Origin of the sequence: Rathayibacter sp. VKM Ac-2928 (assembly GCF_022815545.1) — a bacterium.
Classification (GTDB): domain Bacteria; phylum Actinomycetota; class Actinomycetes; order Actinomycetales; family Microbacteriaceae; genus Rathayibacter; species Rathayibacter festucae.
Genome location: NZ_JALGRU010000002.1, coordinates 522398 through 543775, shown reverse-complemented (window position 1 = coordinate 543775; position 21378 = coordinate 522398). Strand labels below are relative to the sequence as shown.

The following is a 21378-nucleotide window of genomic DNA, read 5'->3' as shown; positions in this document are numbered from 1 at the left end:
GGTCGTGGCCGACTGGTCGCGGTTCCTGCCGCTCAGCTCCGGAGCCTCGGTCGACGAGTCGGGGGTCAGCAACGACTGGCGCCCGCTCGTCGCGGATCGGCTCGACCGGCTCGCCGTCCTGGCCGCCTCCCCCTCCTTCGCGGAGGGCGGGGCGGCCAGTGCCGTCTCCACCCCTCTTCTCGGCGCCCTCGTCGTGCGGCTCTCCAGCAGCACGACGCAGCGGCTCGCCTCCCGCCTCGGCGCTCGCGAGGCCGCCGATCCCCCCGCCCCGGCAGCGCTGCCGGCGGCGCTCACCGCCCTCGCCACCGCCCGCCGCGCCGGTCGCGGCCCCACCGGCGTCGCCGAGCTGGTCGAAGCGGTCCGGGTCGAGCTCGCCCTCGCCCCCGAGACCGTGCTCCCCGAGAAAGTGAGCGGCGCCGTGGCGCTGGACCGCTCCCTCCGCGCCCCGCTGGCCATCCGCGCCGCGGCCCGCGGCAGCTCCCTCGTGCCGACCGACGCCTCCTGGTCGCTCGGCTCCGGCCCCGCCGTCCGCGCCCCGGCCGGCGAGATCCTCCGCTTCCTGCTCGACCTCGGGCCGTTCCCCACCTCGGCCGGCTGAGAGGCGCGTCTCGCGCCACAGGGAACGACGGGCGCGATCCGGGTCGACAGCGGATGTGACAATGTTTCACATCCTCTGTTCACCCTCACGTCAAGGAGCGCCATGACCCCGCGACACAGTTCCCGCAGACCCACCTCCGGCCGCCGTCACACCGCACGGGCCCTCGACATGACGGTTTCGGCAGCGCTGTCCCTCGTCCTCCTCGGCGGCGCCGCGACCGCCGCGCACGCCGATGAGCCGTCGCCGGGGACGGCGACCGTCACCGCGCACACTGCGACCCCGTCGCCCGCGACCGTCCCGGTCCAGCACCCCGGCGTCAGCGCACGCCTCGTCGGCACCCTCGACAAGAAGGACGGCGAACCCGCCAGCACAAGCACCACGGTCACCTGGCGCATCGAGGCCACCAACACCGGCGACGTCACCCTCAAGGACTTGAACGGCAGCCACACCGACCTCGCTCCCGGCGAGACCACCACCCACCTGTTCTGGCAGACCAAGCTCACCCAGGAAGAGATCGACGCCGGCACCGCCACCTTCACCGCTGGCCTCTCCGCCACCACCCCCGACGGCGCCCCCTACACCTCACCCACCCTCCACGGCACCCTCACCCTCCCCGTCGAGCACCCCGGCGTCAGCGCACGCCTCGTCGGCACCCTCGACAAGAAGGACGGCGAACCCGCCACCACCAGCACCACGGTCACCTGGCGCATCGAGGCCACCAACACCGGCGACGTCACCCTCAAGGACTTGAACGGCAGCCACACCGACCTCGCTCCCGGCGAGACCACCACCCACCTGTTCTGGCAGACCAAGCTCACCCAGGAAGAGATCGACGCCGGCACCGCCACCTTCACCGCTGGCCTCTCCGCCACCACCCCCGACGGCGCCCCCTACACCTCACCCACCCTCCACGGCACCCTCACCCTCCCGGTCCAGCACCCCGGCATCGACGGGCACTTCACCGGCGTCCTCGACACCAAGGACGGCGAACCCGTCACCGCCGGCGCCTGGATCACCTGGACCGCCGAGCTCGCCAACACCGGCGACGTCGAGCTGAGCACCATCGACGGCATCGACGTCGACCTCGCCCCCGGCGAGACCACCGACCACTTCTCCTGGAGGCGCCAGGTCACCCAGGCCGACCTCGACGCCGGCAGCGTCAGCTTCAGCAAGACCTACGACGCCACCACCATCGCCGGCACCCGTTACACCTCCGATGCCATCACCGGGACGATGGCCCTGCCCGCCCCCGCCGAGCGCCCCAGGCTCTCCGGAGAGTTCGAGGGACACCTCGAACTCAAGAACGACGAAACCGTGAAGGTGGGCACCCGGATCACCTGGATCGTCCGCCCCGTGAACACCGGCGACGTCGAACTCCGCGCCATCAACGACACGACCATGGTGCTCACCCCCGGCCAGCCCGCCCCCGCTTACCAGGTCCGAGCCCAGGTCACCCAGGCCGACCTCGACGCCGGGAGCATCACCTTCAGCCGCACCTTCTCCGGCACCACCCCCCTCGGCACCCGCTACTCCACCCCCTTCACCGGCACCCTCACCCTGCCGACGGGACCGGCAGCGGGCTGACACGAGCCCTGGAGGCGAAGGCCGCTGACGACGAGACCGTCGGCGGCAGCGACCCCGCCTCGGCGGTGAGCGCGCCTGCGTAGCATCGAGGCATGACGCGCTCACTGCCGAGAAGCTCCCCCTCCACCCACTCCCTCGACGCCGGTGGCGTCCTCGATCTGCTCGACGCGATCGAGGCCGCTCCCGGCGTCGAGCTGCACGGCCTGATGGTCGTGCACGCCGGCGCCGTGGTCGCCGAGGGCTGGTGGGCGCCGTACTCGGCCGAGCGGCTGCACCTGCTCTACTCGCTCAGCAAGAGCTTCACCGCCGCGGCGGTCGGCCTCGCGGTGGGCGAGGGGCTGGTCGATCTCGACGCGACCGTCCTCTCCTTCTTCCCCGAGCTCGACGCCGAGGTGACGGATGCGCGCTCGCGGGCCATCCGCGTCCGCGACGTCCTCGCGATGGCCAGCGGCCACTCCGCCGAGACCATCGACCGGGCGCGAGAGCTCGATCCCGTCGACATGGTGCGCGGCTTCCTGCTGCTGCCGCCGGAGCAGGAGCCGGGCAGCGTCTTCGCCTACAACCAGCCCTGCACCTTCGCCGCCGCGGCGATCGTGCAGCGCGTGAGCGGCCTGCCACTGACCGAGTACCTCCGTCCGCGGCTGCTCGACCCGCTCGGGATCGGCGAGGTCGCCTGGATCCGCGACGCCTCCGACCGCGAGATCGGCTTCAGCGGGCTGCACACCACGACGGAGGCGGCCGCCGCGCTCGGGCAGCTCTATCTGCAGGAGGGGCGCTGGGACGAGACCGCGGTCCTCTCACCGGAGTGGGTCGCCGAGGCGTCGACCGCCCACGTCGACACTCCCCCGGCCGACTCCCCCGACTGGGAGCAGGGCTACGGCTTCCAGTTCTGGCGCTCGCTGCACGGCTACCGCGCCGACGGCGCCTACGGGCAGTTCAGCCTGATCCTGCCCGAGCACGACCTCGTGGTCGCGATCACCGGGCAGAGCACCGACACGGGCGCACTCCTCGCCGCGGTCTGGGAGCACCTGCTGCCGGCGGTCGGCCGCGGCTCGACGGCCGAGGCCGACGCCCGGCTGCTCGAGCGCCTCGGCTCGCTCGGGCTCGCGCCGCTCCCCGCGCTGTCCGCGGCGCCGGAACCCGGGCGCTTCTCGCCCGCGCCCGGGTCGGCGATCCGCTCGCTGACCGCGCTGGAGATCGCGGGCGACACCGCCGGCTGGACCCTCGCGCTGATCGAGGGCGAGGAGCGGCTGCTGCTCGCCCCCGGCTCCGGCGAGTGGACCGTCACGGGCGCGTTCGCGGCGAGCGCCGGCGCCGGCGAGGGCGGGGCCCTCCTGGTCGACGTGATCTTCCTCGAGACGCCGCACCGCCTGCACCTCGCGCTCGACCCCACCGCCGGCACCTTCACGTCGCGCTGGAAGACGGAGCCGCTGCACGAAGGCCCGCTCGCGCAGCTGCGCGCCCCGCGCTCCCTGCTGGTCGAGTAGCCCCGCAGGGGCGTATCGAGACCCACCATCCTCAGTAGGCCGGGCCTGCAGACCTGACTCCGAACGGTGGTGGATCTCGACACGCCCGCTCCGCGGCCTACTCGATCAGCATGGACTGCCCACCGCGCGACCGGCGGACCCCGAGACGCGCCCGCGTGCTGGTCGAGCAGCCCCGCAGCGGCGTCTCGAGACCCGCGTCGACCAGCGGAGCAGCACGGACCCCTCGCTTAATGTTGACGTCGCCATGTACGGTCGAGGTGCGATGTTTGCGTGAACATCGGTCCGGCGTGCAAAGGAGCACAGCATGAGTCCTCGACAGCGATCCGTGGCGGCGGGAGTGGCGGCCGTCCTCGCGGCCGTCCTCCTCGGAGCGGGAGTGTCGCCCGCGGCGGCCGCCCCCTCCGGCGTGGTCACCGACCCGAACGACGGCGTCCCGCGGACGAGTCCGCCGCCCGTCTACACCGACTACCCCGCGATCCAGGACCCGGGCCGCAGCGCGGCGGGCTACTTCCAGCCCTCCTGGTACGACACCGACGGGCGCCACATCCAGGCGCACGGCGGCCAGATCGTCACCACGCAGGAGAACGGCCAGGAGGTGCAGTACTGGTACGGCGAGGACCGCACCAAGGGCTACTGGAGCAGCCCCGGCGTCGCCGTCTACCGCTCGACCGACGGCCACAACTGGGAGAACAAGGGCGTCGCGCTGCGCAGCGTCGCCGCGCCCGAGGATCTGCAGGACCCCTACTTCGACGCCCTCTACGACACCGTCGACGACGCCGGCCAGCCCCGCGCCGACCGCATCGCCGAGCTCGACTACCACCTCGACACCACCCAGGCCTCGCCGAACACCGCGATCTTCGAGCGACCGAAGGTGCTCTTCAACGAGAAGAACGGCAAGTGGGTCATGTGGTGGCACTCCGACGGCCGGATCACCCCCGGCGGCAGCACCTACGCCCGGTCGATGGCGGGAGTCGCGACCTCCGACAGCCCGACCGGCCCCTTCACGATGCAGGGCGTCTACCGGCTCTACAACCGCTCGGACTATCAGGCCTGCACCACCTCGGCGGTCCCCGGCCAGGCGCGCGACATGACCGTCTTCCAGGACGAGGACGGCACCGCGTACATCTCCTACTCCTCCGAGGAGAACTACTCCCTCTACATCGCGAAGCTCGACGCCGACTACACGAACGTCGAGCGCACGACCACGACGGACACCCTCGACGCCGGCCAGTACTCGGCCGACGGCACGTATCCCTACGTCTTCGCCGACGGGAAGGCCGGAGCGCCGGTCCGCGGCACCGACTTCCAGATCGTGAAGGAGTGCGGCCACCTCGAGGCGCCCGCCATCTTCGCGAACGGCGGGAAGTACTACACGATCGCCTCCGGAGCGACCGGCTGGGCGCCCAACCCGCAGACCTACTACACGGCCGACTCGATCCTCGGCTCGTGGATCCGCGGAGTGGAGAAGGGCGACGTCAACGAGAACGTCGCCTACAACGCGATCCCCGAGGGCGGCGACGGGCTCCTCTCCGTCGGCGACACCCGGAAGACCACCTTCGGCTCGCAGTCGACCAACGTGCTGACCCTCGCGCCCGGGAAGTACGTCTACATGGGCGACCGCTGGGCCGACGGCGAGTCGAACTCGAACTACGTCTGGCTGCCGATGACCATCGGCGAGAACGGCCGGCTCGAGATGCGGAACCCGGCCGTCGAGGACCCGGCGCGCTGGGCCGCGGGCTGGAACGAGTCCTACTGGGACGACAAGGGCGTCGGAGCCGGCACCTGGTCGGTCGTCGACGACCGCCTCCCCGACGCGGTGCGCCGGAACGCCGACGTCGCCGCGGTCCTGCCCGCCACGGTCTCGGTGAAGACCGACACCGCCACCCGCGACGTCGCCGTCACCTGGGCGCCGACCGGCCCCGCGCTCCTCGGCACGCTGACGGTGACGGGTACGCTCGCCGCCGACTCCGAGTTCGCGCGCGGACGCACCTTCACCCGCACCATCGAGGTCGCGGAGCCCGGGATCGCCAACCTCGCGCCCGGCGCCTCGCTCACGGTCTCGAGCCGCACCGACCTCGCGCCGACGCTGATCGACGGGAACGTGAAGGCGAAGGGCTGGGACGACTGGACCGGCACCGGCTACCCCCGCGACAGCCGGCTGGCCTTCTCCTGGAGCAGCCCGCAGAACCTCGACTCGGTGACGGTGCACGCCTTCAAGGACGGCGCGACGGCCACCTGGCCCTCGCGCATCGAGGTCGAGTACCAGGTGAACGGCGCCTGGACCACGAGCACCGTCGCCGCGACCCTCTCGCAGGCCGCGACCGACGCCGCACCGACGGTCGCGCTCGACCTGTCCTCGCTGCCGGACACCACCGGCCTCCGCCTGCACCTGACGAGCGCCGCGAACACCTGGCAGTCGATCGCCGAGGTGCAGATCTGGGGCACCGCGCCGCCGGTGAACGTCTGCCGGGTGAAGGGCGCCGCCGTCTCGGCGTCCTTCAGTCAGACGAAGTGGGCGACCCTGCCCGCCGGCAACGCCTGCGACGGGAACGTCGCGACGGCGTGGTCGACTTGGACCGACCAGGCGTTCGCCGGCAGTGCGGACTTCACGCTGACCAACACCGAGGCGCACCGCGTCGCCGGGCTGTCGTTCACGAACACCGAGGGCACGCTCGCCTCGGTGAGCATCGCCTACCGCGGCACCGACGGCGTCTGGCGCCCGACGTCCGCGCAGAACGTCGCTCCGGCGGCGAACGGCGCGCTGACGACGATCCCCTTCACCGCGGTCGACGCCACGGGGCTGAAGCTCAGCTTCTCGACGCCGAACTCGTACCTGAAGATCACCGAGATCGTCGTGCCCGAGGCGGCCGCTCCCGCTCTGAAGGTCCCGGCCGTCGTGTCCTCGCGCTGCATCGCCGGCAAGGCCGTGCTGTCGGTGACGGCCACCAACGGCGAGACCGCGCCGATCGGCGTCACCGTCTCGTCCGCATACGGGCAGAAGGCCTTCGCGAGCGTCGCGGCCGGCGCGAACGCCACGCACAGCTGGACCACGCGCCAGGCGTCGATGCCGGCCGGCGAGGTGCACGTCACCGCGACGTCCGGCCCGTCCACCCTCGAGCAGAAGGTGAGCTACCCGGCCCGCACCTGCTGACCCGGCCCTTCCATGCTGGTCGAGTAGCCGCGCAGCGGCCCCGTCCATGCTGGTCGAGTAGCCGCGCAGCGGCCCCGTCCATGCTGGTCGAGTAGCCGCGCAGCGGCGTATCGAGACCCACCGTCCTCAGCAGGCAGGTCTGCAGACTCGTCCTTCTGACGCCGTGGATCTCGATACGCCCGCTGCGCGGGCTACTCGATCAGCATGGAGCGCAGCCCTCGCCTGCCGAACCGCAGCCCCTCCTCTGCATGCTGGTCGAGTAGCCGCGGCACGCGGCGTATCGAGACCCACCCACCCACTGCACCCGGAAGCGGGGTCTCCCCCGCCCGCCCGCCACTGATAGGAATCTCAGGCCGGTGCATCGCCGCTTCCGGCAGAACGGGAACCTCAGTGATCCGCACCACCCGCGCCGTCCTCGCGACCGCGGTCCCCTCCACCGCCCTCGCGCTCAGCCTGGTCTTCGCCTCGGCGGCTGTCGCTCCGGAGGCGGTCACCGCGCCGGAGAGGACGCCGACGGCCGCGCCCGTGCCCGTCGCCACGTCGTCCGCCTCGCCGACGGCGCTGCCCTGGCCGTCGTCCGCGACGCGCAGCGGTCGCGGCTCCGACACCGACCCCGCGACCGCCTGCTGCACGGTCCCCCCGGCGGAGTCCGCCGCCGCCGCACCTCCGGAGGACGACAGCGCGGACGTCTCCCCCGACGGCACCACCCCGGCCGCGACTCCCGCACCCCAGGACCCCGAGCGCCTCCCCGAGCAACAGGACGCCGGCGGCGTCGACGTGGGCGTCAGCATCGACCCGCCGACCGCCCCCGGAGCCCTGTCGATGACCGTCGCCGGATCGGCGTCCACTCTGGTCGAGTCCGGCTCCACCGCGGTGCGCCGGCAGTTCCTCGGCGCCCTGCCCACCGTCACGGTCGCGGACACCCGCGGCTCCGCGGCGGGCCCGGCCGTCTCCGGCTGGTACGTGCTCGGCTCCGCGAGCGACTTCACCAGGGCGAGCGGCGGCTCGATCGGCGCCGCGCACCTCGGCTGGACCCCGGAGCTCACCGGCCCCGGCGGTGCGGTCTCCGCGGGCCCCCGCGTCGCAGGTGTCCTCGACGGCGGCTCGGGCGTGCACGACGCGGTGCTCCTCAGTGCCGCCGACGACTCCCCCGCGGGATCGGGATCCTGGTCCGCCACCGCGGACCTGCTCCTCGCCACCGAGCCGACCGTCGCCGCCGGCTCCTACCGCTCGACGCTCACCCTCTCGCTCTTCGAGTGAGCCGGGGCTCGCGCTCCGCGTCCAGCACCGCGCAGGACGACGCGCCCTCAGTCCTGCGCGACCGCGACCGTGACGACGAGCGCCGAGTGCACCACCGGCTCCGAGACGGCGAGGTAGCCCTCGGAGCCCTCGATCCACGCCTCCGTCGCCCCCTCGCGAGTGCGGAAGAGGACCGGATCGCCGCTCGACGCCCCGCGTCCGTCGGCCTTCCTCACGGCGCGGGTCCGCAGCTCCTGCAGCACCTGCTCCGCGCTCGCGCTCCCCGAGGCGATCCGCTCGCGCACCGCGCGGCTCCGGGCGGCGGCGATGCCGATCTCGCGACCGGTGGCGAGCGCGGCCACGACCGCGCCGTCGCAGTGGGCGATGCTGATCCGCATCCGCTCGAGCGCCGGGTGGTCGCCGCCCAGCACCGGGCGGCCGTGCGGTCCGCTGCACTGCCCGCAGCGCGCGTCGACGCGGACGTCGAGCGGATCGATCCCGAGCGTCTCGGCGGCCAGCTCGCGGACCAGCACCCGGCCGAGGAGGAAGCCGTCGCGCACCTCGCGGCGGCCGGTCGCCTCGTAGCGCAGGCGCTCGGCGAGGGTGAGCAGCCGGAGCATCCGGTGCCGGGCGGAGTCGAGCACCTCGGGGCGCGCCCAGCGCAGCTGGACGTCGTCGGTGGCGAGGAGGGGGAGACCGGTCATGCGCCGCACGGTACGCCGCGCAGGCGACATCGGCGTGACGGTCCGGTGACCGGGCGGCGTCCGGACGGACTCAGCCGGGGAGCATCCGCGTCGTCTTGGATGGGGCGGGTGCAGACCTTCCTCCCCGTCCCTGACCTCCGCGCGAGCGCCCGGGCCCTCGACAGCAAGCGGCTCGGGAAGCAGCGGATCGAGACGCTGCAGATCATGCGCGCGCTCACCGTGCCCGGCTACGGCTGGCAGCACCACCCCGCCGTGCGGATGTGGCGCGGCTACCGGCCGGCGGTGATGGCCTACCAGCGCGAGACCTGCGACGCCTGGACCGACCGCGGCTACGCCGACACCTGCCTCGAGAAGACCGAGGCGGCGCTGGCGACGCAGCGCGCCGACCTGGCGCTGTATCGCGCCGGAGAGATCGAGCTGCCGCCCTGGTTCGGCCGCGACGACGTGCATCTCTCGCACCGCTCGAAGCTGGTGGAGAAGGACCCGGAGCACTACGCGCCGCTCTTCCCGGACACCCCGCCCGGGCTCGACTACGTCTGGCCGGTCACCGGCTGACGTCCGCAATCGGAGCACCGATCCGGGCGTCCGCGCGGGCTCCGGTGACGCTCCGCACCGTCGTCGCCCGCGCACAGGCCCTTTTCAGGCCCCGGACCGGCCCTTCGTCATTCCGGGGTCTCGGGTTAGTCTGTCGGGGTTGACCCGGCGCAGATGGGCGTCCGGGGCGTCGGTGGCGGCCGTCGCGATGATCGGGGGTGACCCGAAGGAGAAGGTTTGGCGTCCGACAGCAGGACAACCGGTGGCGTGATCAAGGCGGTCGTGGGCTTCCTCGGCATGAGTGTCGTGGCAGGAGTCCTCGTGACCGCCACCGTCACTCCTGCCGTGGCGATCGCCGGCGTCGCCGCGAACCAGTCCATCGGAGTGTTCGACGGCCTCCCCGAGTACCTCGAGGTCGACAAGCTCTCCGAGAAGAGCAACATCTACGCGACCCGTGCGGACGGCTCCCCGCAGCTGCTCGCCTCCTTCTACGTCGAGAACCGCATCGAGGTCCCGCTGGACCAGATCTCGCAATTCGCCAAGGACGCCGCCGTCTCCGGCGAGGACCCCCGCTTCTACGAGCACGGCGGAGTCGACCTCCCCGGCACCCTGCGCGCCGTCGCGCAGACCTACGTCCTCGGCAACGACACCCAGGGCGGCTCCTCCATCACCCAGCAGTACGTGAAGAACGTGCTGGTCGAGAAGGCCGTCCGCAACATCACCGACGAGGCCGAGCGCGCCGCCGCCATCGACGCCGCGACGCGCACCTCCCCCGAGCGCAAGCTCCGCGAGATGAAGCTCGCGATCGGCCTCGAGAAGGAGTACTCGAAGGACCAGATCCTTCAGGGCTACCTGAACATCGCCTTCTTCGGCGGCACCACCTACGGCATCGAGACCGCCGCCAACTACTACTACAACACCACCGCCGCGAACCTCACCGTCGCCCAGGCCGCGAGCCTCATCGCGATCGTGAACAACCCGGCCGTGCTCCGCCTCGACCAGCCGGACAACCCCGACAACGGCGCCGCGAACGGCTACCTGCGCAACAAGGACCGCCGCGACTACATCATCGGCAAGATGCTGGAGGAGGGGAAGATCTCGCAGGAGGATCACGACGCCGCCATCGCGTCGCCGATCGAGCCGCAGATCACCGAGCCGAGCACCGGCTGCTCCACCGCCGGCGACGCGGGCTACTTCTGCGACTACGTCACCAACATCCTCAAGAACGACCCGGTGTTCGGCGACGACGAGGACACCCGCTGGACGAACTTCCGCCGCGGTGGCCTCGACGTCTACACGACGCTCGACGTCGACCTGCAGAACGCGGCCGTCGCCGCCGTCGATGCGCAGGTCCCGCAGACCTGGAACTTCGATGTCGGAGCGGTCTCCGTCAGCGTCGAGGTCGGCTCCGGCCGCGTCCTCGCGATGACGCAGAACAAGAAGTACTCGCAGGACCCTGACGTCCTCGCGGCCGACCCCTCCTACAGCGCGATCAATCTCAGCACCGATCAGGCCTACGGCGGTTCCTCGGGCATCCAGCCCGGCTCGACCTACAAGCTCTTCACCCTGGTGGAATGGCTGAAGGAGGGGCACAGCATCAACGAGTCCGTGGACGGGACGCGGAAGGCGATCTGGGGCAGCTTCGAGGACTCGTGCGCACCCGGCGGCACCAACTACGCAGGCTCGACCAGCGCCAAGAACGACGAGGGCGGTAACGGCCAGGTCGGCACCGCCGTCGACTTCACCAAGACCTCGCTCAACACGGGCTTCGTCGGCATGGCCCGCGAGCTCGACCTGTGCGCCATCCGCAACACGGCGGCGGACATGGGCGTGAAGCGGGGCAACGGCGAGGAGCTCGAGCACAACCCGTCGTCCGTGCTCGGGACCAACTACGTGTCCCCGCTCTCGATGGCCGGCGCCTTCGCCACCATTGCGTCCGGCGGATCGACCTGCGACTCGATCGCGATCGACAAGATCGTCGACGCGACCGGAGCCGAGCAGCCCGTCCCTGCAGCGAACTGCCGCCAGTCGATCGACCGCAACGTCGCCGCGACGGCGGCGATCGCCCTGCAGTCGACGTTCTCCGGCGGTGGCACGGCGGTCGCCTCGCGCACCGGTGACGGCGTCCCGCTGATCGGCAAGACCGGTACGACCGATGACGCGATGGCCACCTGGATGACCGGTGCCAGCACACGCGTCGCGACCGCGGTCGGCGTCTTCAACATCAAGGGCGACGCGAACCTCCGCCTCGGCCGCTTCTCGTTCGACTCCGGCTCCGCGGCGACGGCTCGCCACCGCATCTGGCCGGTCGTGATGCGCGCCGCCGATGCTCGCTACGGCGGCACGGCCTTCCCCGAGGCAGACGGCTCGCTGCAGGTCGTGCCGCGCGTCAACGTCCCCGACGTGACCGGCCTCTCGGTCGGTGACGCCCGGGCGAAGCTCGAGTCGGCCGGCTTCAGCGTGAGCGAGGGCGCCGCCGAGGCGAACTCCGCCGCGTCGGGCACCGTCGTCCGCCAGAGCCCCTCCGGCACCGCGACCCGCGGCACCACGGTGACGATCGTCCCGAGCTCGGGCCCGGCGCCCGCCCCCGCCCCGACCGCGGAACCCGCCGCTCCGGCCGCCCCCGCGGCTGGTCAGCAGACGGTGCCGAACGTCGTCGGCCAGGACCTCGAGACCGCCAAGGCCGCGTTCGCCTCAGCCGGCTTCTCGAAGATCACCCTGTCCTGCACCGAGAACGGCAACGCCCCCGACGCCGGCCAGGTCACCGGCCAGGACCCCGCGGGCGGCACCGGCGTCTCCCCCGACGCCACCCTCCGTGTCGCCATCACCGCCAAGAAGTGCCCTTAGCCCCCACCTCCGGCACGTGAATCCGCCTCCGGCTCGCAGAACCCCTCGGTTCCCGCGAGCCGGAGCCGTTTCCGCGTGCCCCCTGCTGGTCGAGTAGCCCCGCAGGGGCGTATCGAGACCCACCGTCGTCAGCAGGGCGGGTCTGCAGACTCAGCTTCTGACGCTGGTCGATCTCGAGGCACCCGCTGCGCGGGCTACTCGATCGGCAGAGGAGGGGGCGTCACCCGCGGCCGCGCAGCGCGCCGACGATGGCGACCGTCGCGTAGTGCACGATCAGCGCCGCGATCCCGAAGCAGGCCAGGCCGCCGCTCGCCTCCGACCAGGGGCGGTGCGCGTCGGTCATGCTGCCGGGCATCACGATGTCGAGGGCGAAGAAGCCGACCGCGAGCCCGAAGCAGACGAAGCTGATGACCAGGAGCGCGCGGACCGCCTTGCCGACCGGGTCGTAGTAGCGCGGGTTCGTCATCGTGCCTCCGGTTCTCGTCCCTCGTGTCTACCCACCCGCGCCACCCCCCGCAACCACTCGACAGCCGCCCCCGCACCGCCCCCGGACGCACGAAACCCCCGGCCTCACCTCCGCGAGACGCCACTTGTGCACGCGACACGCCGTGAAAAGCGTGCACAAGTGGCATCTCGCGGGAGGGACGCCGGGGGCGTCCGCTCACCAGACGGTGCGGGGTCAGGCCGCCAGGGGGAGGGTCGCCTTCGAGGTCACGACGAGGTCGTCGGCGAGGGCGTCGACGCGGACGGCGCCGCCGTCGGTCACGTCGCCGGAGACGAACAGGTCGGCGATGCGGTCGTCGACCCAGCGCTGCACCAGGCGGCGGAGCGGCCGGGCGCCGTACTGCGGCTCGTAGCCGTGCTCGGCGAGCCAGTCGACCGCGGCCTCGGTGACCTCGAGCGAGACGTCGCGCGAGGCGAGGCGCGCACGGCTGGCCTCGAGCACCAGCCCGACGATCTCACGCAGCTGCGCGCGGCCGAGCCGGCGGAACAGCACGATCTCGTCGATCCGGTTGAGGAACTCCGGCCGCATCGCCTCGCGGAGCCGGCCCATCACGCGGTCGTGCAGGTCCTTCTCCGAGGCGAAGCCCTCGGCCGACTCGTCGCTCTGCGCGACGAAGCCGAGCGCACCGGAGCGCGAGGCGAGGAACTCCGACCCCAGGTTCGAGGTCATGATGATCACCGTGTTCCGGAAGTCGACCGTGCGGCCCTGACCGTCGGTCAGGCGACCGTCGTCGAGAACCTGCAGCAGCAGGTTGAAGACGTCCGGGTGGGCCTTCTCGATCTCGTCGAAGAGCACGACCGAGTACGGGTTCCGGCGCACGCGCTCGGTCAGCTGACCGGCCTCGTCGTAGCCGACGTACCCGGGAGGGGAGCCGACCAGCCGCGAGACGGTGTGCCGCTCGCCGAACTCGCTCATGTCGAACCGGATCACCGACTGCTCGTCGGCGAAGAGCGAGCCCGCGAGGGTGCGGGCCAGCTCGGTCTTGCCGACGCCGGTCGGGCCGAGGAAGAGGAACGAGCCGACGGGCCGCGAGGAGTCGCCCATCCCGGTCCGGCTGCGGCGGACGGCGCGGGCGACCGCGGCGACCGCGGCGTCCTGGCCGATGACGCGCCGGTGCAGCTCGGTCTCGAGCTGCGCGAGACGGTCGCGCTCCCCCTCGGTCAGCCGCGACACCGGGATGCCGGTGGCACGGGCGACGACCGCGGCGATCTCGGCCTCGCCGACGACCGCCTCCTGCGAGACGGCTCCGTCGGCGGTCGCCGCGTCGAGCGACGCCTGGACCGCGGTGATCTCGTCGCGCAGGCGCGACGCCTCCTCGTAGTGCTCGGCCGAGACGGCCGCGTTCTTGTCGCCCTCGAGGGTGGCGAGCCGCGCGAGCAGCGCGTCGGTGTCGACCCCCGCGCCGAGCTTCAGGCGCAGCCGCGCGCCGGCCTGGTCGATCAGGTCGATCGCCTTGTCGGGCAGCACCCGGTCGGGCAGGTAGCGGGCGGAGAGCTCGACGGAGGCGCGCAGGGCGTCGTCGGTGAAGGCGACGCGGTGGTGCTCCTCGTAGGCGCCGCGGAGTCCGTGCAGGATCGCCACGGCGTCCTCGATGCTCGGCTCGCCGATGCGCACCGGCTGGAAGCGGCGCTCGAGGGCCGGGTCCTTCTCGATGGTGCGGTACTCCTTGAGCGTGGTCGCACCGATCAGGTGCAGCTCGCCGCGGGCCAGCCGGGGCTTGAGGATGTTCCCCGCGTCCATGCCGCCCTCGCCCGCGCCACCGGCGCCGACGACGGTGTGCACCTCGTCGATGAAGACGATCAGCTCGCCCGAGTGGGCCGCGATCTCGTCCATCGTCGTGGTGAGGCGCTCCTCGAAGTCGCCGCGGTAGCGGGTGCCCGCGAGCATGGCGGGCAGGTCGAGCGAGACGACGCGCTTGTCGCGCAGCTGCTCCGGGACCTCGCCGGCCACGATCGCGCGGGCCAAGCCCTCGACGACCGCGGTCTTGCCGACGCCGGCCTCGCCGACGAGCACCGGGTTGTTCTTGGTGCGGCGGCTGAGGATCTCGACGGCCTGCTCGATCTCGTCGGAGCGGCCGATCACCGGGTCGAGCCGGCCCTCGCGGGCGAGCTCGGTGAGGTCGGTGCCGAACTTGTCGAGCATCGGGGTCTCGGACGCGGGCGCCCCCTGCTCGGGGACGGTCTGCTCGCCGGCGACGGTATCGCGCAGGCCCTGGGTGAGCGCCTCCGCGGTCACGCCTGCACGGGCGAGGACCTGCCCGGCGGGCGCGTCCTGGCCGAGCACGAGCGCGAAGAAGAGGTGCTCGGGGTCGATGTAGGTCGAGCCGCTGGAGCGGGCGACCTGGTAGGAGTGGAAGAGCGCGCGCTGGGCGCTCGGGGTGATGGTCGCCGCGTTCTGCGAGGCCGGGGCCTCGCTCGCCTGCGGCAGGCGCGCCTCCGTGGCGGTCGCGATGGCGCCGGGGTCGACGCCGATGCGGCGGACCGCCTGCGACACGGCCTCGTCGTCGACGAGGACCCGCAGCACGTGCAGGGCGTCGAGCTCGGTCTGGCCGCGCTCGAGGGCGAAGCGCCCTGCGGACTGCAGGATGCTCTGGGTGCGTGCGCTGAGGAAGCGGCTGAGGTCGATGGACCGCGCCGCGCGGGCGCGCTCACCGTCGAGGTAGCGGGCGAGGAAGTCGTCGAACGAGCTCGCTCCGGCCTCGTTGAAGTTGTCGGGCACCAGTCCTCCTGAAAGAGTTGAGTCACTTGCACTCAAGTTCAACGCAGGGGCCCCTCCCCTATTCCCTCCCGCGAGATGCCACTTGTGCACGCCTTCTGCGGCGTGTCGCGTGCACAAGTGGCATCTCGCGGAGGGGGCAGACGAAGAGGAGGCACGGACCCTGTCCGGTCCGTGCCTCCCTGTGCGCCGACGCGCGTTTCTCCGGGGTGGGAGCTCTAGGGGACGATGTGGCCCGCGGCGCGGAACAGCTCGTACCACTCCGGCCGCGTGAGCGGCAGGTCGGAGCCGAGGGCTGCATCGCGCACGCGCTGCTCGTTCGTCGTGCCGAGGACGACCTGCATCTTCGCCGGGTGGCGGGTGATCCAGGCGGTCGCGACGGCGAGGGGCGGGACGTCGTACTGGGCGGCCAGGCGGTCGAGGACCGCGTTCAGCTCGCCGTACTCGGGGTTGTCGAGGAAGACGCCGGTGAAGAAGCCGCTCTGGAACGGCGACCAGGCCTGCACCGTGATGTCGTTGAGGCGGCAGTAGTCGAGGATGCCCGCGTCGCGCATCACCGACTGGTCCTCGGCGATCATGTTCGAGGCCACGCCCTGCGCGATCATCGGCGAGTGCGTGATCGACAGCTGCAGCTGGTTCGCGACGATCGGCTGGTTCAGTGACTTCTTCAGCAGCTCGATCTGGTACGGCGTCTGGTTGGAAACGCCGAAGTGCTTGACCTTGCCGGAGGCGTGCAGCTCGTCGAAGGCGCGGGCGACCTCGTCGGGCTCGACCAGCGCGTCGGGACGGTGCAGCAGGAGCACGTCGATGTAGTCGGTGCGCAGCGCCTTCAGCGAGCCCTCGACCGACTGCATCAGGTGCTCGTAGGAGAAGTCGAAGTACGGGCCGTCGCCGACGATGCCTGCCTTGGTCTGCAGGACGACCTGCTCGCGCTCGGACGGAGTGAGCGCCAGCGCCTCGGCGAAGCGCTCCTCGCAGCGGTGCAGCTCGCCGCCGTAGACGTCGGCGTGATCGAAGAAGTCGATGCCGGAGTCACGGGCGGTGCGGACGAGGTCGCGGATGGCGTCGTCGGTCATGTCGGGGATGCGCATGAGGCCGAGGACGACGTTCGGGGAGTCGAGGCCGGAGGCGCCGAGGGGGACGTGCTTCAAGGGAGTGCTCCTTCGTTGGATACCTCGACCACGGTACGGGCGCCGCCTGTGCGCCGTCCAACAGGGGGTGCTGGTGCGATTCATGCGCCGGAGTGGTGAATCGCGCGCCTTGCCGGGGAGAGGCCGCGGTGGGAGGCTGCCGCCATGACGATCGAGGTGCGTCCGGCCACCGTCTTCGACGACCTGGCGACGATGAACGGCCCGAAGCGGCCCGACGCGAGTGTGTGCTGGTGCCTGAGCTACCGGCTGCTCTCCTCCACCGAGAACAACGCCTTGCGGGGTACGGCCCGCGGCGAGCGGATGCGCGAGCTCGTCGCCGAGGATCCCCCGCCCGGCGTCCTCGCCTACGACGGCGGCGAGGTGGCGGGCTGGGCCGCCGTGCACCGCCGCGCCGACACCAGCTACGCGAAGAACCGCAGGATCCCGCACGTCGACGACCTCGACGTCTGGAGCGTCTGGTGCATCCGGGTCCGCCCCGGCTTCCGCAGGCGCGGGATCTCGCACGCCCTGCTCGCGGGCGCCGTCGACTTCGTTCGCGCGCACGGCGCCCCGGCGATCGAGGGCTACCCCGTCGACAACGCCGACGCGAAGGTCGAGCAGACGATGGCCTACGTCGGCACCCGCGCCCTCTTCGAGAAGGCCGGCTTCTCGCAGGCGGCGGACACCACCTCCGTGCTGAACGGCTTCCCGCGCGTGCTGATGCGGCTGCCGCTCGATTGACGCGACGTGATATCAGAGTGATATCGCTTTGCTAGCATCACCTCGTGCAGACGAACTCGCTCGACACCGCCTCCGTGGTCCGCCGCGCCCGCGAGGACATCGGCATGTCGCAGAGCGCGCTCGCGCGAGCCTCAGGGCTCCAGCAGTCGAATCTCGCCGCGATCGAGACAGGTGCGCGGCGTGCCGGCCCGGAACTGCTCGCCCGCATCCTGCAGGCCGCCCAGCTGCGTCCTTCGCTGGCTCTCGAGCTGCTCGCGGACCAGGTCCGGGACCTCGCCGGCGAGCACGGACTGCACGACGTCCGCGTCTTCGGCTCCACGGTCCGCGGCACCGATCACGAGCGCAGCGACGTCGACCTGCTCGTCACCGCCGATCTCGCGGTCGACTACCTCGGACTCGCAGCTTTCCGCGGCCGGGCGGAGGAGCTGCTCGGCTTCCCCGTCGACGTGGTCGTCGACGACTCCGACAACGACGTCGTCCGGGCGATCCGAGAAGAGGCGGTAGCGCTGTGAGCGGCTTCAGCGCACGTCCGCGACGTCCCGACGACGACGACGGAAAGACTCAGCGCCTGGTCGCCGAAGTCGATCGCCTCAGCTCCAGGATGGAGAGGGCCGCACGCGACGGCCGTGACGAGTTCCTCGCGGCGGACTCGGACGGACGCGACATCGGCGCTCTAGCGCTGATCAATCTCGCCGATCTCGTCCACCGCGATCTGCCCTCGGAGGTTATCGGGCAGCTGCCCGCGCAGGACGTCGCAGGCCTGCGAGCGACGAGGAACATCGCCGCACACAACTACGCCGCCCTCGACAACGATCGCCTCTGGGCGACGATCACCGTCCACGCCCCCGCACTGCTCACCGCGATCCGCTCGGCGCTCCTCAAGCTCTGACCACTGAGTGATCCCGGGAACGAGGAACGGCTCCTCACCCGGGAGGGGAGGAGCCGTTCGCCGTGGAGGCCGGGACGTGGTGTCGACGCCTAGAAGTCCCAGTCCTCGTCCTCGGTGTTCACGGCCTTGCCGATCACGTAGGAGGAGCCGGAGCCCGAGAAGAAGTCGTGGTTCTCGTCCGCGTTGGGCGAGAGGGCCGACAGGATCGCGGGGTTCACATCGGTGACCTGCTTGGGGAACATCGGCTCGTAGCCGAGGTTCATCAGGGCCTTGTTGGCGTTGTAGTGCAGGAACTTCTTGACGTCCTCGGTCAGGCCGAGCTGGTCGTAGAGGTCCTGGGTGTACTGCGCCTCGTTGTCGTAGAGCTCGTAGAGCAGCGAGAACGTGTAGTCCTTGATCTCGTCGCGCTTGGCCTGGTCGACCAGCTCGAGTCCCTTCTGGAACTTGTAGCCGATGTAGTAGCCGTGCACGGCCTCGTCGCGGATGATCAGGCGCACCAGGTCCGCGGTGTTGGTGAGCTTGGCGCGCGAGGACCAGTACATCGGCAGGTAGAAGCCCGAGTAGAAGAGGAACGACTCGAGCAGCGTCGAGGCGACCTTCCGCTTCAGCGGGTCGTCGCCGCGGTAGTAGTCCATGACGATGGACGCCTTCTTCTGCAGGTTCGGGTTCTCGACCGACCAGCGGAACGCCTCGTCGATGTCCTGGGTGTTCGACAGGGTCGAGAACACCGAGGAGTACGACTTCGCGTGCACCGACTCCATGAACGCGATGTTCGTGTAGACGGCCTCCTCGTGCGGGGTGAGCGCATCGGGGATCAGCGAGACGGCGCCGACCGTGCCCTGGATGGTGTCGAGCAGGGTCAGGCCCGTGAACACGCGCATCGTGAGCTGCTGCTCGTCGTGGGTCAGCGTGTTCCACGACTGGATGTCGTTGGACAGCGGGACCTTCTCGGGCAGCCAGAAGTTGCTCGTCAGGCGGTTCCAGACCTCCACGTCCTTGTCGTCCTGGATGCGGTTCCAGTTGATGGCGTCGACGTGGCTGACCAGCTTGAGCTTCTCAGGGGGAGTCATGATCTCTTCTTCGTGCGGATAGGTCGTTCGAGACTGTCGGGGGATCGACGGGGGACGTTACAGCATGCAGCTGACGCAGCCGTCGACCTCCGTGCCCTCCAGCGCGAGCTGGCGGAGACGGATGTAGTAGATCGTCTTGATGCCCTTGCGCCAGGCGTAGATCTGCGCGCGGTTGATGTCGCGGGTGGTCGCGGTGTCCTTGAAGAACAGCGTCAGCGAGAGGCCCTGGTCGACGTGCTGCGTCGCCGCGGCGTAGGTGTCGATGATCTTCTCGTAGCCGATCTCGTACGCGTCCTGGTAGTACTCCAGGTTGTCGTTCGTCATGAACGGCGCCGGGTAGTAGACGCGGCCGAGCTTGCCCTCCTTGCGGATCTCGATCTTCGACGCGATCGGGTGGATCGAGGACGTCGAGTTGTTGATGTACGAGATCGAGCCGGTCGGCGGGACGGCCTGCAGGTTCTGGTTGTAGATGCCGTGCTCCATGACCGAGGCCTTGAGCGCGCGCCAGTCGTCCTGGGTGGGCACGGCGATGCCGGCCTCGGAGAAGAGGCGGGAGACGCGCTCGGTGGCGGGCGCCCACTCCTTCTCGGTGTAGGTGTCGAAGAACTCGCCCGACGCGTACTTCGAGTCGGCGAAGCCCTCGAAGGTCGTGCCGCGCTCGATCGAGATGCTGTTCGACGCGCGCAGGGCGTGGAAGAGCACCGAGTAGAAGTAGATGTTGGTGAAGTCGATGCCCTCCTCGGATCCGTAGTGGATCCGCTCGCGGGCGAGGTAGCCGTGCAGGTTCATCTGGCCGAGGCCGATGGCGTGCGACTTGTCGTTGCCGTCCTCGATGGAGCGCACCGAGGTGATGTGCGACTGGTCGGACACCGAGGTGAGGCCGCGGATCGCGGTCTCGATGGTGCGGCCGAAGTCGGGCGAGTCCATCGTCAGCGCGATGTTCAGCGAGCCGAGGTTGCAGGAGATGTCCTTGCCGATGCTGTTGTAGGAGAGGTCCTCGTTGTAGGTCGTGGGGGTGTTGACCTGGAGGATCTCGGAGCACAGGTTGGACATGTTGATGCGGCCCTTGATCGGGTTCGCCTTGTTCACCGTGTCCTCGAACACGATGTAGGGGTAGCCCGACTCGAACTGGATCTCCGCGATGGTCTGGAAGAACTCGCGCGCCGAGATCTTGGTCTTCTTGATGCGCGGGTCGTCGACCATCTCGCGGTACTTCTCGGAGATCGAGATGTCGCCGAAGGGCAGGCCGTAGACGCGCTCGACGTCGTACGGCGAGAAGAGGTACATGTCCTCGTTGTTCTTCGCGAGCTCGAACGTGATGTCGGGCACGACGACGCCGAGGGAGAGCGTCTTGATGCGGATCTTCTCGTCGGCGTTCTCGCGCTTGGTGTCGAGGAAGCGCAGGATGTCCGGGTGGTGCGCCGAGAGGTACACCGCTCCCGCACCCTGGCGGGCGCCGAGCTGGTTCGCGTAGCTGAAGCTGTCCTCGAGGAGCTTCATCACGGGGATGATGCCCGAGGACTGGTTCTCGATCTGCTTGATCGGCGCGCCGGCCTCGCGGATGTTGGAGAGCGAGAGGGCGACGCCGCCGCCGCGCTTGGAGAGCTGCAGCGCGGAGTTGATGCCGCGGGCGATCGACTCCATGTTGTCCTCGATGCGGAGGAGGAAGCAGGAGACGAGCTCGCCGCGCTGCGCCTTGCCCGTGTTGAGGAAGGTGGGGGTCGCGGGCTGGAAGCGGCCGGCGACGATCTCCTCGACGAGGGCGATCGCGAGCTTCTCGTCGCCCTGGGCGAGGCCGAGGGCGGACATGACGACGCGGTCCTCGAAGCGCTCGAGGTAGCGCTTCCCGTCGAAGGTCTTCAGCGTGTACGACGTGTAGTACTTGAAGGCGCCGAGGAAGGTCGCGAAGCGGAACTTCTTCGAGTAGGCGAGGTCGTTCAGCTCCTGGATGAAGTCGAACGAGTACTGGTCGAGGACGGCCTTCTCGTAGTACTCCTTCTCGACCAGGTAGTCGAGGCGCTCCTTGAGGGAGTGGAAGAAGACGGTGTTCTGGTTGACGTGCTGCAGGAAGTACTCGCGCGCCGCCTCGCGGTCCTTGTCGAACTGGATCTCCCCGTTCGGGCCGTACAGGTTCAGCATCGCGTTGAGCGAGTGGTAGTCCATCTGCGCGGCGTCCCGGGGGGC

Annotated in this window: 16 protein-coding genes; 10 read left to right on the top strand and 6 right to left on the bottom strand. The window is 70.7% G+C overall.

The window, feature by feature from the left end:
- Positions 1-4: 4 nt before the first annotated feature.
- The 5 genes from MT350_RS10090 to MT350_RS10070 all read left to right on the top strand — a co-directional run bounded on the left by MT350_RS10090 (position 5) and on the right by MT350_RS10070 (position 8080).
- Positions 5-598, top strand: a complete 594-nt coding sequence (locus MT350_RS10090) for a hypothetical protein (RefSeq protein ID WP_243598406.1) — start codon at positions 5-7, stop codon at positions 596-598.
- 168 nt (positions 599-766) lie between these two features.
- Entirely contained in the window at positions 767-2182 is a 1416-nt protein-coding gene (locus MT350_RS10085) for a hypothetical protein (protein WP_243598405.1), read from the top strand.
- 92 nt (positions 2183-2274) lie between these two features.
- Positions 2275-3669, top strand: a complete 1395-nt coding sequence (locus MT350_RS10080) for a serine hydrolase (RefSeq protein WP_243615854.1) — start codon at positions 2275-2277, stop codon at positions 3667-3669.
- Between the two features lie 304 nt (positions 3670-3973).
- Positions 3974-6820, top strand: a complete 2847-nt coding sequence (locus MT350_RS10075) for a glycoside hydrolase family 43 protein (RefSeq protein WP_243615853.1) — start codon at positions 3974-3976, stop codon at positions 6818-6820.
- 390 nt (positions 6821-7210) lie between these two features.
- Positions 7211-8080, top strand: coding sequence for a hypothetical protein (locus MT350_RS10070; RefSeq protein WP_243615852.1), 870 nt, complete (start codon positions 7211-7213; stop codon positions 8078-8080).
- Positions 8081-8127: 47 nt separating this feature from the next.
- Here MT350_RS10070 and MT350_RS10065 read toward each other — a convergent pair whose 3' ends face one another.
- Positions 8128-8763 carry a 4'-phosphopantetheinyl transferase superfamily protein gene (locus MT350_RS10065; RefSeq protein WP_243598401.1) on the bottom strand — a complete coding sequence of 212 codons (636 nt, stop codon included), beginning with the start codon at positions 8761-8763 and terminating at the stop codon, positions 8128-8130.
- A 99-nt stretch (positions 8764-8862) separates the two neighbouring features.
- Between MT350_RS10065 and MT350_RS10060 the strand changes: the two genes are divergently transcribed.
- Both MT350_RS10060 and MT350_RS10055 read left to right on the top strand, forming a co-directional pair.
- Positions 8863-9318, top strand: coding sequence for an MSMEG_6728 family protein (locus MT350_RS10060; RefSeq protein WP_243598400.1), 456 nt, complete (start codon positions 8863-8865; stop codon positions 9316-9318).
- Positions 9319-9534: 216 nt separating this feature from the next.
- Positions 9535-12144 (top strand): transglycosylase domain-containing protein, encoded by a 2610-nt coding sequence (locus MT350_RS10055; protein ID WP_243598399.1) that lies wholly within the window; start codon positions 9535-9537, stop codon positions 12142-12144.
- Positions 12145-12364: 220 nt separating this feature from the next.
- On the opposite strand, the gene MT350_RS10050 is transcribed toward MT350_RS10055, so the two are convergent.
- The 3 genes from MT350_RS10050 to MT350_RS10040 all read right to left on the bottom strand — a co-directional run bounded on the left by MT350_RS10050 (position 12365) and on the right by MT350_RS10040 (position 16515).
- A complete protein-coding gene (locus MT350_RS10050; protein ID WP_123447765.1) occupies positions 12365-12610 on the bottom strand; it encodes a hypothetical protein in 246 nt (81 codons plus the stop codon).
- Positions 12611-12823: 213 nt separating this feature from the next.
- Positions 12824-15367, bottom strand: a complete 2544-nt coding sequence (locus tag MT350_RS10045; protein WP_243615851.1) for an ATP-dependent Clp protease ATP-binding subunit — start codon at positions 15365-15367, stop codon at positions 12824-12826.
- A 215-nt stretch (positions 15368-15582) separates the two neighbouring features.
- Positions 15583-16515 (bottom strand): aldo/keto reductase, encoded by a 933-nt coding sequence (locus MT350_RS10040; protein ID WP_279396344.1) that lies wholly within the window; start codon positions 16513-16515, stop codon positions 15583-15585.
- A 144-nt stretch (positions 16516-16659) separates the two neighbouring features.
- Here MT350_RS10040 and MT350_RS10035 point away from each other — a divergent pair, with 144 nt between their 5' ends.
- The 3 genes from MT350_RS10035 (at position 16660) to MT350_RS10025 (ending at position 18124) form a co-directional block, all read left to right on the top strand.
- Positions 16660-17235, top strand: a complete 576-nt coding sequence (locus tag MT350_RS10035) for a GNAT family N-acetyltransferase (RefSeq protein WP_243615850.1) — start codon at positions 16660-16662, stop codon at positions 17233-17235.
- A 44-nt stretch (positions 17236-17279) separates the two neighbouring features.
- Entirely contained in the window at positions 17280-17747 is a 468-nt protein-coding gene (locus tag MT350_RS20445; RefSeq protein WP_243598396.1) for an XRE family transcriptional regulator, read from the top strand.
- An 89-nt stretch (positions 17748-17836) separates the two neighbouring features.
- A complete protein-coding gene (locus MT350_RS10025; protein WP_243598395.1) occupies positions 17837-18124 on the top strand; it encodes a HepT-like ribonuclease domain-containing protein in 288 nt (95 codons plus the stop codon).
- Positions 18125-18213: 89 nt separating this feature from the next.
- Here MT350_RS10025 and nrdF read toward each other — a convergent pair whose 3' ends face one another.
- Together nrdF and nrdE are read right to left on the bottom strand one after the other, a co-directional pair.
- Complete coding sequence (gene nrdF / locus MT350_RS10020; RefSeq protein WP_123447769.1) at positions 18214-19194, bottom strand: class 1b ribonucleoside-diphosphate reductase subunit beta; 981 nt, start codon at positions 19192-19194, stop codon at positions 18214-18216.
- 57 nt (positions 19195-19251) lie between these two features.
- Positions 19252-21357, bottom strand: a complete 2106-nt coding sequence (gene nrdE, locus MT350_RS10015; protein WP_123447869.1) for a class 1b ribonucleoside-diphosphate reductase subunit alpha — start codon at positions 21355-21357, stop codon at positions 19252-19254.
- Positions 21358-21378 lie beyond the last annotated feature (21 nt).